The organism is Mycolicibacterium moriokaense (genome assembly GCF_010726085.1).
In the GTDB taxonomy this organism is placed as follows: domain Bacteria; phylum Actinomycetota; class Actinomycetes; order Mycobacteriales; family Mycobacteriaceae; genus Mycobacterium; species Mycobacterium moriokaense.
The window spans coordinates 6157713-6170694 of record NZ_AP022560.1 but is presented as its reverse complement, the minus strand read 5'-3'; the positions used below and the strand labels follow the sequence as shown (position 1 = coordinate 6170694).

The window sequence follows — 12982 nt, the reverse complement described above, 5'->3', positions numbered from 1 at the left end:
ATTACCGTCCAGCAAATATCGAAAAACCCGGTTCAGTGTTTGCCAGGCGGCCGGGCACCCTTGGCGATACCTAGGCCTTTGACCGGAGGAGCGGCCTTTTCGCTGTTGCTGTCACCCGCGGGCTCGGGCTCCGGTTCGGCCGCGGCAGGCTGTGGTTCCGAGTCCGCGGGCTTCGGTGCGGCCGCCGTCGGCGCCGCCTTCTTGGCGCCGGGACGGCGCGCACCGGGTGCGATGCCGAGGCCCTTGACCTCGGGTTCTGGCTTCGCGGGCGCTTCCGGTTCGGGCGCTTCCGGTTCGGCCTTGGCCTCGGGTGCAGCCGCCGGTGCCGCCGCGGCAGGTGCCGCCTTCTTGGCGCCGGGACGCCGCGCACCCGCCGCGATGCCGAGACCCTTGACCTCGGCTTCCGGCTCGGCTGCGGGTGCGGCTGCCGCCTTTTTCGCACCCGGACGCTTGGCGCCCGTAGCGATGCCGAGGCCCTTGACCTCGGGCTCCGCCTTCGCCGGGGCTTCGGCGGTGGGGGCCGCGGCGGCAGGGGCGGCCTTCTTGGCTCCTGGGCGCTTCGCCCCACCTGCGATGCCGAGGCCCGTCACGGGCTTCGTGTCAGCGGGCGCGGCAGAAGCCGCCGGCGCCGCCGGTTCCGGTTTGGCCTCCTCGGCCTCGGCCGGTGCCGCCTCTTCGGTGGGGGCGGACGCCGCGATGCGCGCGGCGCGCTCCTCGGCCTCCTTGGCCGCGGTTCCCTTCTCGGGCAGCGTGACCGAGCTCTTGTCGATCGAGCCCAGCAGCAGCTGCGCCACGTCCATCACTTCGGCCTTCGGCACATCGTTGGCCGCTGCGACGTCGTCGACGCCGTCGGTGATCATCACGCGGCAGAACGGGCAGCCGGTGGCGATCGTCGACGCGGTGTCCATCGCCTCTTCGGTGCGTTCGACGTTGACGCGCTTGCCGATGTGCTCTTCCATCCACATCCGCGCGCCGCCGGCGCCGCAGCACAGGCCGCGGTCCGCGTGGCGCGGCATCTCCGTCAGCTTCGCCCCGGATGCGCCGATGAGCTCACGCGGCGCCTCGTAGACCTTGTTGTGCCGACCGAGGTAGCAGGGGTCGTGGTAGGTGATGTCGATTCCGCCGTCCGCGGGCTTCACCGGCACCAGCTTCTTGTCGCGGATCAGCCGGTTCAGCAGCTGGGTGTGGTGCAGCACGGTGTAGTTGCCGCCCACTTGCGGATACTCCCGGCCCAGCGTGTTGAAGCAGTGCGGGCAGGTGACGACGATCTTGCGGTCCACGCGTTCGACGCCCTCGAAGAGCTCGTTGAGCGTCTCGACGTTCTGGGCGGCCAACTGCTGGAAGAGGAACTCGTTGCCGGAGCGGCGGGCCGAGTCGCCGTTACAGGTTTCACCCTCGCCGAGCACCAGATACTTCACGCCCGCGGTCGCCAGCAGTTCGGCGACGGCCTTGGTGGTCTTCTTGGCCCGGTCCTCGTAGGCGCCTGCGCACCCAACCCAGAACAGGTACTCGTAGCCGTCGAACGACTCGACGTCCTTGCCGTAGACCGGCACGTCGAATTCGACCTCGTCGATCCAGTTGGTGCGATCCTTGGCGTTCTGTCCCCACGGATTGCCCTTGGTCTCAAGGTTTTTGAACAGCACGCCGAGTTCGCCGGGGAACTCCGACTCCATCATCACCTGATAGCGGCGCATGTCGACGATGTGGTCGATGTGTTCGATGTCGACCGGGCACTGCTCGACGCACGCACCGCACGTCGTGCACGACCACAACACGTCCGGATCGATGACGCCACCCTGTTCGAGGGTGCCCACCAGGGGGCGGGTCGCCTGCTCCGGACCCGAGCCCAGGATGCGCTCGAAGCCCGACTCGGGCACGTGGTGTTCCTCGTCGTGCTTCTCCCCGCGGAGTTCTTCGCCGAGCCCACCTTCGGGGGTGTTCTCCAGCGGCCGTTCCTTCTCACCGAGGATGTAGGGCGCCTTGGCGAACAGGTGATCGCGCAGGTTCATGATCACGAGCTTGGGAGACAGCGGCTTTCCGGTGTTCCACGCGGGGCACTGCGACTGGCACCGCCCGCACTCGGTACAGGTCGTGAAGTCCAGGTAGGCCTTCCAGGTGAAGTCCTCGATCTTGCCGCGGCCCAGGATCGCGTCCTCGGCGGGATCCTCGAAGTCGATGCGCTCGCCGTTGTACTCGACGGGCAGCAGCGGTCCCAGTGCGTTGGGCATGCGCTTGAAGGTGACGTTGACCGGCGCCAGACCGATGTGCAGGTGCTTGGAGTGCAGCACGATCAGCAGGAAGATCAGCATGACGGCGATGTGGCCGATCAGTGCCAGCGTCTCGATCCACTCGTTGGCGGTCTCGCCGAGCGGATGCAGCACCCAGCCCATGAACTGCGAGAAGAACGCGCCGTTGCCGTAGGGCAGGGCGTGGGTGTTGGCACCGGCGCCGCGGACCAGGGCGTAGGTCCAGATGACGTTGAAGATCATGAAGAGGATCAGCCAGGCGCCGCCGGTGTGGGAGCCGTAGAAGCGGGAGTCGCGGCCGTGCTTCTTGGGCTCGCGGACGATGCGGATGATCGCGAACGTGATGATGCCGAGCAGCACCGCGACGGCGAAGAAGTCCTGCAGGAAGCCGAGGGCGTCCCACCGGCCGATCAACGGGATGTGGAAGTCGTGGTCGACTACCTGACCGAACGCCTCGAGGTAGACCGTGGCGAGGATGAAGAAGCCCCACATCGTGAAGAAGTGGGCGATGCCGGGGATCGACCAACGGAGCAGTCGGGTTTGCCCGAAGACCTCCTCGATCTGCGTGGTGATGCGCTTGCCGAGGTTGTCCTTGCGGTTGTTCTCGACGCTCGTCTTCGCGCCTGAGCGGATGAGGTTCGTCAGGAACAGGACGCGCTTCAGGGCGAACACACCCACGACCGCGACCATCAGGACCACTACGACGATCCTGATCAGCATCTGGGTTTCCATCGCACGCCCTCCCGTTCCAAGTTACTCAAGGGTAACTTCGCCTATGTTACCCGTCAGTAACTTACGCACAGTGCCTGCTCATAGTTGCACCTTCGCAGGAAAGCGCGCTACGCAGGCTTACCTAACTAGGCCCGAGGCCTCAGTTCCGCGGGCTGAGCATCGCGCGCAGCATTGACAGCATCTCCGAGCGCGATTCAGCGCCCAACCGTCTGCGAATCCGCGCGACGTGATGCTCGACGGTCTTTGCCGAAATGAACAACTGCGTGCCGATGTCGCGGTACGGCATGCCGAGGAGCAACAGTTCGGCGACCTCGCGCTCCCGGTCGGACAGTCGCGTCGAGGCCGGCCGGGTGGGACCCGGAGGTGCGTCGCCCGCTGTGGACGCGTCGACGTCCGGCGCGGCGTCAACCAGACTGGTCTGTTTGAGGTCGCGTGCGAGTTGCAGCATCGCCCCGGACACCCGTCCGTCGGGAGTCTGCAGTGCGGCCTGACTGGCCAGCCGGGTGGCGTCCCAGGTGAGGCCGAACTGCGACAGCGTCCGCGCCGCCGCGCTGACTTCGTCGGTGTCGACGTGATTGGCGAGCACCCGCAGCCAGGTGCGGCCCGCCTGTGCCAGCGCCTTGGCGAATGCGCTCTGGCCGGCCGCTGCGGTCAGCGCCTGACCGTGCGGCGCCACCGCCTCGGGGGAATTGGCCAGGATCCCCGCGTGCACACCCGCCCAGTGCAGCGGCACCGACCACAGCAGCGGCTTACCGAGCGACTCGAGCAGGGCGAACGCCTCGTCGAGGGTGTGCTGCAGTCGGTCGACCTGCCGCATGCGGGCCGCGGCCACCCACAGCTCACCCAGCGGCAGCAGCGAGAAGAGATCCATCGAATATTCGGCGAGCACCTCCATCGCCGTGTACCAATGCTTCTGCACCGCACCGGTGTCGCCGCTGCGGCGGGCGATCGCGGTCTGCAGCGCCGCCGCCCACAGCGCATCTCGCCGATGCAGCGGGCCGTCGGCGGCCACGGCCGTGACATCGGCGGTTGCCGGCGGCAGTTGGCCGTCGAGCATCTTCACCCAGCCGAGGAGCAGTCGGTGCCTGCGCGCGACGAACGCCACACTCTCCGGGTCGTCGTGTGGCGCGGCACGCACGGCGCGGCCGATCACGCTGCGGGCGCGCACCGGGTCGCCGCCGTGCAGTGCGGCGAGCGTGACGAGTGCAGCGGACGTATCGGGCGCCACCCCGGTCGGCTGGGGGTCGGCGACGATCGCCTGGCCGAGCCGAGCGACGGCCGCGGGATATGGCACCTCGAGGGACAACAGCAGACCCTCGGCGAGGTTGCGGGCGGCGCGTGAGGTCGACGTCGGCGGGCCGGCGTTCTCGACGCTGAGCACCGCGCGCGCCGTCGGCAGGTCCCCGACGGCGAGGGAGACGACGGCGCCGGCCGCGCTCACGAATGCGTCGGGATAGGGGCCGAGCCAACGGAACAAGTCGGCGGCCTGCGCGGAACTTCCGTCGTGCGCGGCGATACTGGCCGCGATGCGGACCGCCGCCGCGCGTTCGGCCGGGTCGTTCGAGCCGAGCAGATCATCGGCGATTCGGCCGGCGGCCGTACAGTCACCGGTCAGGGCAAGCGCATCAGCCAGCCGCGAGTTCAACTTCGTCGCCCCTGCATCCGTGGCCGCACGGTAGAGCCTCGCCGCCCTTGCGGGTCGGTCCTGGTTCTCGGCTGCGAGCTCCGCCAACGCGTTGGCCAGCCGGTCGTCACGCAGGCCGTGTTCGGCCAGCCGCAGAGCGAGATCGGCTGACAGCGTTGATGATTCGATCTGCGAGACGAGCAGCGCGATCTCGATGTCGTGATGCCTTGCCGCGCCGATGATCTGGGCGATGGAGCTGTGCACGGAAAGCAGGAACGTGGGGCTGTGTGACGGTTCGAGCAGTCCGCTGGCGCGGGCGCTGTCCACCAGCGTCTGCGCGTTCCGGGCTTCGATCCGCAACGTCGCCGCGACGTCGTCCGGTCCGAGGTCGGGACTCAGCGACATCACAAGCACGGTGTCGAGCACCGGCTCCTCCAGTCGGCGCAGTCGCTCCATCAGTGCGAACCCGGCGGCCTCTGCGGCCCGTGCTTCCCCTTCGCGGGAGGATGCGGCGGCGATCGCCGGCTGCAGAAGAAAGGGAAGCCCGGCCGTAGTCGTCATGAGTGCCCGGACGAACTCGGATGTCGGTGGGGCGTCGAAGGTTTCGGTGCAGATACGCGTGACGTCGGCCGGGCTCAGCGCGCCGACCGAGACGACGGGGTTCTCGCGTTCGATCGCGGTGGTCAGGGCACGTAGCGCCGGACGGTGTGCGAGTGGTTCGGTCGCGACGACGACCGTGGAGGCCGGATCGGAGACCAGGTCGACGAGTTGCGCGAGCTCGTCGTCGTCGAGCAGATGCACGTCGTCGATCACCACGGCGGCTTTGGGATCGTCTCCACTGCGGGGCGGTCGGGTCAGCACCGGCACACCCGCGGTCCGCAATACGGCGCGCACCGCGGCGAGCACGGAACTCTTACCGCTGCCGATGCCGCCGGACACCAGCATCTTCACCGGGTCGCCCGGTGCAGCGGTCAGCGCCGCGACGGCGTCACGCGCGGGCGGCGGAATTTCGGCCGCATGCTCGGGCGCCGGCTTCGGCATGGATCACGTTCCGTCGTCGTCAGGAATCACCACATCGGCTGTGGTGGTGATCGGCTCTTCGGTCGTCGTCGGGGCTTCGGTGGTGGTGGGTTGCGTGGTGGTCGGCTGAGTGGTCGTGGGTTGTGTCGTCGTCGTTGTCGGTGTGGTCGTTGTCGTGGTGGTGGTCGTTGTCGTGGTGGTGGTCGTTGTTGTCGTCGTGCTCGAGGTGGTCGACGGTGTCGTCGTCGCCGTGGTGGTCGTCGTCGGCGGAGGCGGCACCACTGTGGTGCTCGGGCGGCCGTCGGACCCCGTGACGGTGATGGTCTCGGAGGTGGCGGGTGGACCCGCGGGCGAGGGACCGGTCTCGACGGTCGTCGCCGTCTCGGTCACCGGACCCGTGCTGCCCGTCGTGCTCGTCAACGTGACCGCGAGGCCGCCGATGGCCAACAGCACTGCGGCTGCTGCCGCCCCGAACAACAGAGTCGGGCGCTTGTACCAGGGCAGTGGCCCGGGTTCTGGTGTGAAGCCTTCCTCTTCGTGGCTGAACTCCATCGGCGGGCGGGCCGCGCCGGTGGTCGACGGGTCGAAGGTGTAGTCCTCGCCGGTATAGGGCACCGGTTCGCCCGCGGGGGCGTCGTCCTGCGACCAGGCGAGCGCGCGGAACGTCGACGACGCCGGGGAGTCGGAAGCCGCATCGGCGGCCGCTGCGCCTGCCGCTGCTGCACCGGCCCAGCCCATGGTCGGGGCCAGCCCCGTCGGGGCGTCGGCAGCGGTCGCCATTCCGGTCGCCGCGTCGGCACTGGCTGCCAGCACCGCCGCGCCTGCGGCCACGTTCAGCTGCGCTTGCGGTGTCGTGACGACGGGCGCGCGTAAGCGGGTCGACAGCTGCTGGGTGACCAGTGGGATGTTCGCTCCACCACCGACGGTGGCGACCGCCGAGATGTCGGAGATCCCAACGTTGTTGCGCTGCAACGCTTCTTCAACCTTGTCCAGCAGGCCGTTCAGCGGCCCGGCGATCAGCTGTTCCAGCTCGGTGCGCGTCACGCGGACATCGGAGGCGAAGCCGGGCAGTTCGGCGTGCACGGCTGCCGCTGTCTCCGCGGACAGCCGCTCCTTGGCCACGCGGCAGTCGTTTCGCAGCCGGGCCAACGAGCCCACCGCCGCCGTGCTCGCGGGATCGGAGGCGTTAGCCTCCGCGATACCGGTCAGTACATGGTTGAGCAGGGCCTGATCGATCTGGTCACCGGAGAAGTCGGGATAGCGGACCGTCTCGCCGATGGTGTCGAAGTTGGCGCCCGCGTTGGCCAGCGTGATGCTGGTGCCGCTGCCGCCGAAATCGCACAGCACCACCACGCCGCTGGGCGGCAGCCCCGGCGCCGATTGCAGTGCAGACAGCGCGGCAACGGAATCCGGGACCAGTGCGGGAATCACGCCGTCGGGTGCCAGGCTCGTCCTGCCGCGCAATGCACCGCGCAGCGCGCCCACGGTGGCGGCGCTCCAATGCGCGGGCACCGCGATCGCGATGGGTGCGCCCCCTCCCACGGTGCGTGCCATCGCATCGAGGGCTTCGACGAGCACCTGTTCTCCGCGGTGCGCCGAACCGTCGGCCGCGACCAGCGGCACCGGGTCGCCCACTCGCTCGACGAACCCCGTCAGGACCAGGCCCTGTTGGGGCACCGACGGGTCCGCCGCGAACTCCGACGGCAGGCCCACTTCCGGCGGGCGATCGTCGAACACGGTGAGCACCGATCGCCGCATGACTGGGGGCCGGCCCATGCGGGCCGCCACCAGATTGGTCATCCCAATCGACAACCCGAGAGAGTCGCTCATCTTTTCCTCTACGTTTCGGCCGAACCTCACGATAGCGGCTCAGTACGCCAATCCACGGCATATCCCCCTATGCCGTCGAAACCCCTAACGCCGGGCCCCCTAATGCCCCAGCTTCGGAGGTGGGTTTCACACCGATCTCCGCGGCACCGGCCGTCGCTAACATCGTTGGCAAGCCATCAGGCTCGCTATCTGTACTGCCGCATACATCTGAATTGGGAGGGAGGGTGTTTCATGGCCAACGAGTTGCTCGACTTCGTGTTGTCTCTCGTGCGCGATCCCGACGCCGCAGCACGCTACGCCGAAAACCCGGACCAGGCCATCCTCGACGCCAACCTCACCAACGTGACCAGTGCTGACGTCAACAACCTGATCCCGGTCGTCACCGAGTCGCTGGGTGCTGCCGTGCCGGCTGTAGGCACCGAGAGCGTCACCAACGTCACAGACAACATCTGGGCGAGTGGTGCCGCGACGGCTGCATTCGACGCGTTCGACGATCAAGTGCCAGTTCAGGCTGTTGATGACGGGCATGCGGCGATCGTCGACCACGTCGATGCGCCCGACCAGCTGCTGGACGGTCTCGGCGACTCCGGCATACCGGGCGTCGTCGGCTCCGACGACGGCGGGCTGCAGTTCGACCAGCCCACGCTCGATGATCTGCCGGAGGTCGACCTGCCGACCGGCAGCGATGTCGGCGCCACCGTCATCGAGGTCGCCGACATGGACTCCGACCCGTCAGGATTCGACATCTTCTAGTCGTTTCGTCCCAGCACCACCAAAGCTGCGCGGCCCACCGGGGCCGCGCAGTTTCGCTTTGTGCGGCCTTCGACGGCTACCCCCTAACCATCCCCTAATCCCCTAACGCGGGCACTGTCGTAACCCGAGCCGTACCGCTCGAGCGAGGGGATTCGGCCCCGTTTCCCGGGGGCCGTGCCGTCCATAGCGTGGTCATCAGTTCGCCGGACAGCCCGGCGACCAGACCCCGACAGACACGACCAAAGGACGCGAAATGACGAACATCATCGACTGGATCCTGGACCTCTTCCGTGACCCGGTGCGGGCCCAGGAGTTCATCACCGACCCGAGCCGCTCCATGGCCGCGGCCAACGTCTCCAACGTGAGTGCGGCCCAGGTGCAGGCAGTCGCTGCCACGATGGCACCCGCCGCGGTCCTGCACGGCGGTGGCGACCCGGTCCTCGGTCTGCAGCAGGCGGTGGCCCAGACCCACGGCATCGCCTTCACGCCGCAGCGCCAGACCGAGGTGCTGTCGAACAACGACACGCTGAGCCACAACGACACCCGCTTCATGAGCCCCGAGACCCACGTCGCCAACACGGCGGGCGAGGACCAGCAGCAGGGCGTCGGCAACTTCAGCCTGGACTTCGGCGACATCACCTTCGGTGACAAGACCACCAACACCGCCAACAACGGTGGCGTCGTCAACACCGGTACCGCAGGCGATATCGACGCGACCAACGTCGACGGCGACGGAAACGTGGTCGGCGACGACAACGAGAACGTCAACACCGGCGACATCGACGACTCCAACGTCAACATCGGTGAGGACAACGAGATCGACGACAGCGGTGACCAGACCGCGGGCGGCGACATCATCTCCGGCAACGACGGGCCCGTCATCAACGACGTCGACATGAGCGGCGGCCACGGCGGTGGCGCGGTTGGTGGAAACGGCGGCGGTGGCCTGATCGGCATCGGCAACGACGGCGGTGACGCCTCCGGCGGTGCCGGCGGATCGGGTGGCGTCATCGTCATCAACGACAACGACACCACCACTGTTGGCGGGAACCAGACCACGGTCAGCGACGCCGAGGTGCTGGGCGGTGTCTCCGGTGGCGTCAGCTCCAGGGACAGCTCGGTGGACAACTCCATCGACTCCCTCGACGCCACGGTGGACAACTCCAGCCAGGTCGCGTCCGTCGACAATTCGGGCCAGGTGAACACGACCCTCGACGTCGACAACACGGTCGACGCCGGGCTGTTCTGACCCGGAAGACGAAAAACGCCGCTGGCGGGGATCGAAAGACGGTCCCCGCCAGTTGGCACATCTACCGTGGGTACGAAGCGTCTCGCGGCGACGCCGACAAGTAGGGACTTCATGACGCAACCAACTACGGCCAGACCGGTGAAGGTCATCGTCGAGCTGATCGAGCACACCAGCAAGATCGCGGAGGCGAACCAGCGCGGTGATCTGGTCGACCGGCTGGCCAGGGCCAAGTCCCGGATCACCGATCCGCAGATCCGGGTGGTGATCGCCGGCCAACTCAAGCAGGGCAAGAGCCAACTGCTCAATTCGCTGCTGAATGTGCCTGTCTCGCGCGTCGGCGATGACGAGAGCACCGTGCTGCCGACGGTCGTGTCCTACGGCGAACAAGCGGCCGCGAAACTGATCGTTGCGCGGCCCGACGGTGCCGAGCCAGACGTCATCGACATCGCGATGGACGACATCAAGACCGATCTGCGCCGCGCACCGCAGGCCGGCGGGCGTGAGGTGCTACGCGTCGAGGTCACCGCCGCCAGTCCGCTCCTGAAGAACGGTTTGACATTCGTGGACACCCCGGGTGTCGGTGGTCACGGTCAGCAGCACCTGTCGGCGACGCTAGGGCTGTTGCCCGACGCGGCCGCGGTGTTGATGTGTAGCGACACCAGCCAGGAGTTCACCGAACCCGAACTGACCTTCATCCGGCAGGCATTCGAAATCTGCCGGGTCGCAACGATCGTCGCCACCAAGACCGATCTGTATCCGCACTGGCGCAAGATCGTCGAGACCAACAGGGGCCACCTGGACCGGGCGGGCCTGTCGATCCCGATCATCCCGTCGTCGGCGCTGCTGCGCAGTCACGCGATCCAGCTCAACGACAAGGAACTCAACGAGGAGTCCAACTTCCCGGCGATCGTCAAGTTCCTCAGCGAGCAGGTGCTGTCACGGCACAACGACCACATTCGCGATCAGGTCGTCGCCGAGATCCGGTCGGCCGCCGAGCATCTGGCGATGACGGTCAACACCGAGCTGGCGGCGCTGAACGATCCGGAGATCCGCGACCGGCTGACGGAGGATATCGAGCGGCGCAAGGAGGAGGCCGCCGACGCACTGCAACAGACCGCGCTGTGGCAGCAGGTCCTCAACGACGGAATCGCCGATCTCACCGCCGATGTCGACCACGATCTGCGTGGCCGCTTCCGCGTCATCGGTCAGCACATCGAGAAGGAGATCGACTCCTGCGACCCGACCCAGCACTGGGCCGAGATCGGTGCCGAGCTGGAGAACGCGATCGCCACCGCGGTCGGGGACAACTTCGTCTGGGCATACCAGCGTGCGCAGGCGCTCGCCGAGGAGGTTGGTCGCACGTTCACCGAGGCCGGGCTCGAGGCGGTCAAGATGCCACGGATCGATGCCCGTGAGATGGGCGCCAGCCTCGGCGAGATCAAGTCGCTGGCCAATCTCGAGGCCAAGCCGGTCGGCAAGGCCCGCAGGGTCACGATGGGAATGCAGGGGTCCTACGGCGGCGTGCTGATGTTCGGGATGATGACGTCGTTCGCCGGTCTGGGCATGTTCAACCCGCTGTCCATCGGCGCGGGGCTGCTGATGGGACGCAGCGCGTACCGGGAGAACATGGACAACCGGATGATGCGCGTGCGCAACGAGGCGAAGCTGAACGTCCGCCGCTTCATCGATGACGTCTCGTTCGTCGTGAACAAGGAATCGCGCGACCGGCTCAAGGGCATTCAGCGGCAACTGCGCGACCACTACCGCGCCATCGCCAACCAGACCACCCGCTCACTCAACGAATCACTGCAGGCGACCATTGCCGCGGCGAAACTCGAGGAGAACGAACGCAATACCCGCGTCAAGGAACTCGAGCGTCAGCTCAATATCCTCAACCAGGTGCTCGATCACGCAGGGAAGCTGGCGGCCGAGGCACACCCTTCGGGGGTCGCCTGACATCGCGGTGCCTAAGCTGGACTGTCGATGAGCACAAGTGATCAGGTGCGCGCCATCCTGGACGGAACCATCCAGGCGTACCGATCCGACCCCGCCTACGCGCAACGGTCCGACATTCACAACGAACTGGACCGGATCGGCCGCCGACTGAACCAGCCGATCCGTATCGCCCTGGCAGGCACGCTCAAGGCGGGCAAATCGACGCTTTTGAATGCGCTTGTGGGAGAAGACATTGCGCCCACGGATGCCACCGAAGCCACCCGTATCGTGACCTGGTTCCGGCACGGGCCGACGCCGAAGGTGACCGCAAACCACCGGGGCGGCAGGCGATCCAACGTGCCGATCGGCCGCGACCCCGTGAAGGGCGGGCTCACATTCGATTTCGCCACGCTCGATCCCGATGATGTCGTCGACCTGGATGTCGAGTGGCCCGCCGCGGAATTGATCGACACCACGATCGTCGACACCCCCGGCACGTCGTCGTTGTCCCGGGACGTCTCCCAGCGCACCTTGCAGCTGCTGGTGCCGGATGACGGCGTTCCGCGAGTCGATGCCGTGGTGTTCCTGCTGCGCACCCTCAACGCCGCCGATATCGCGTTGCTCAAGCAGATCGGCGAATTGGTGGGGGGATCCACGGGAGCGCTCGGGGTGATCGGGGTCGCTTCCCGGGCCGACGAGATCGGCGCGGGCCGCATCGACGCGATGCTGTCGGCCAAGGATGTTGCGGCCCGGTTCACCACCGAGTTGGAGCGAACCGGGATCTGCCAGGCGGTGGTGCCGGTATCGGGGCTGCTTGCGCTGACTGCGCGCACCCTGCGGCAGAGCGAGTTCGTCGCGCTGGAAAAGCTGGCCGGGGTCGACGCGGCGGAGCTGACGAAGGCGATGCTGTCGGTGGACCGGTTCGTCCGCGAGGACAGCCAGCTGCCCGTCGACGCCGCCACTCGGGCCGCGTTGCTCGACCGGTTTGGCATGTTCGGGATCAGGATCTCGATCGCCGTGCTGCGCGCCGGGGTCAGTGACTCCCTGGCCCTGGCGGACGAGCTGCTGGAACGCAGCGGTCTGGTCGCGCTGCGCGACGTGATCGATCAACAGTTCGCGCAGCGCTCCGATCTACTCAAGGCGCACACCGCCCTGATGTCGCTGCGACGGTTCGTGCAGAACAACCCCATCTACGCGAGCAACTACATCATCGCCGACATCGACCCGTTGCTCGCCGACACCCACGCGTTCGAGGAGCTGCGCCTGCTCAGTCAATTGCGTTCCCGCCCAACCACATTGAACGACGACGAGATCGCGTCGCTGCGGCGCATCATCGGCGGCTCCGGCACCGACGCCGCGAGCAGGCTGGGGCTGTCACCCGATGCCCCGTACGACGGTCCCCGCGCCGCGTTCGCCGCCGCCCAGCGATGGCGTCGGCGCGCCGAACATCCGCTCAACGATCCGTTCACGACGCGCGCCTGCCGGGCGGCGGTGCGAAGCGCGGAGGCGCTGGTGGCGCAGTACGCGGCGAAGGGCCGCTGAGCGGCCAATCCAGCCTGGGCCGCTGAGCGGCCAATCCAGCCTGGCCGATAG

7 protein-coding genes are annotated in these 12982 nt (G+C 67.6%); 4 read left to right on the top strand and 3 right to left on the bottom strand.

All coding sequences use genetic code 11. The features are described from left to right. Positions 1–32: 32 nt before the first annotated feature. The 3 genes from G6N43_RS30070 to G6N43_RS30060 form a co-directional block, all read right to left on the bottom strand. Positions 33–2978, bottom strand: coding sequence for a (Fe-S)-binding protein (locus G6N43_RS30070; RefSeq protein WP_083152760.1), 2946 nt, complete (start codon positions 2976–2978; stop codon positions 33–35). Positions 2979–3117: 139 nt separating this feature from the next. Further along, the gene (gene iniR, locus G6N43_RS30065) at positions 3118–5643 is read right to left on the bottom strand and encodes an isoniazid response ATPase/transcriptional regulator IniR (protein ID WP_083152761.1); all 2526 of its coding nucleotides are present in this window, start codon (positions 5641–5643) and stop codon (positions 3118–3120) included. Positions 5644–5646: 3 nt separating this feature from the next. Then, on the bottom strand, positions 5647–7452 hold the full coding sequence (locus G6N43_RS30060) for an Hsp70 family protein (protein WP_083152762.1): 1806 nt from the start codon (positions 7450–7452) through the stop codon (positions 5647–5649). Between the two features lie 231 nt (positions 7453–7683). Between G6N43_RS30060 and G6N43_RS30055 the strand changes: the two genes are divergently transcribed. The 4 genes from G6N43_RS30055 (at position 7684) to G6N43_RS30040 (ending at position 12931) form a co-directional block, all read left to right on the top strand. After that, positions 7684–8205 (top strand): Rv0340 family IniB-related protein, encoded by a 522-nt coding sequence (locus tag G6N43_RS30055; RefSeq protein ID WP_083152763.1) that lies wholly within the window; start codon positions 7684–7686, stop codon positions 8203–8205. A gap of 253 nt (positions 8206–8458) precedes the next feature. Continuing rightward, entirely contained in the window at positions 8459–9454 is a 996-nt protein-coding gene (locus tag G6N43_RS30050; protein WP_083152764.1) for an IniB N-terminal domain-containing protein, read from the top strand. Positions 9455–9565: 111 nt separating this feature from the next. Continuing rightward, complete coding sequence (locus G6N43_RS30045) at positions 9566–11410, top strand: dynamin family protein (protein ID WP_083152765.1); 1845 nt, start codon at positions 9566–9568, stop codon at positions 11408–11410. A gap of 27 nt (positions 11411–11437) precedes the next feature. Next, positions 11438–12931, top strand: coding sequence for a dynamin family protein (locus G6N43_RS30040; RefSeq protein WP_083152766.1), 1494 nt, complete (start codon positions 11438–11440; stop codon positions 12929–12931). Positions 12932–12982 lie beyond the last annotated feature (51 nt).

Coding starts and splice junctions, on each gene's coding strand:
- G6N43_RS30070 (WP_083152760.1), bottom strand. CDS start 2,978: ATGGAAACCCAGATGCTGATCAGGATCGTCGTAGTGGTCCTGATGGTC.
- G6N43_RS30060 (WP_083152762.1), bottom strand. CDS start 7,452: ATGAGCGACTCTCTCGGGTTGTCGATTGGGATGACCAATCTGGTGGCG.
- G6N43_RS30050 (WP_083152764.1), top strand. CDS start 8,459: ATGACGAACATCATCGACTGGATCCTGGACCTCTTCCGTGACCCGGTG.
- G6N43_RS30045 (WP_083152765.1), top strand. CDS start 9,566: ATGACGCAACCAACTACGGCCAGACCGGTGAAGGTCATCGTCGAGCTG.
- G6N43_RS30055 (WP_083152763.1), top strand. CDS start 7,684: ATGGCCAACGAGTTGCTCGACTTCGTGTTGTCTCTCGTGCGCGATCCC.
- iniR (WP_083152761.1), bottom strand. CDS start 5,643: ATGCCGAAGCCGGCGCCCGAGCATGCGGCCGAAATTCCGCCGCCCGCG.
- G6N43_RS30040 (WP_083152766.1), top strand. CDS start 11,438: ATGAGCACAAGTGATCAGGTGCGCGCCATCCTGGACGGAACCATCCAG.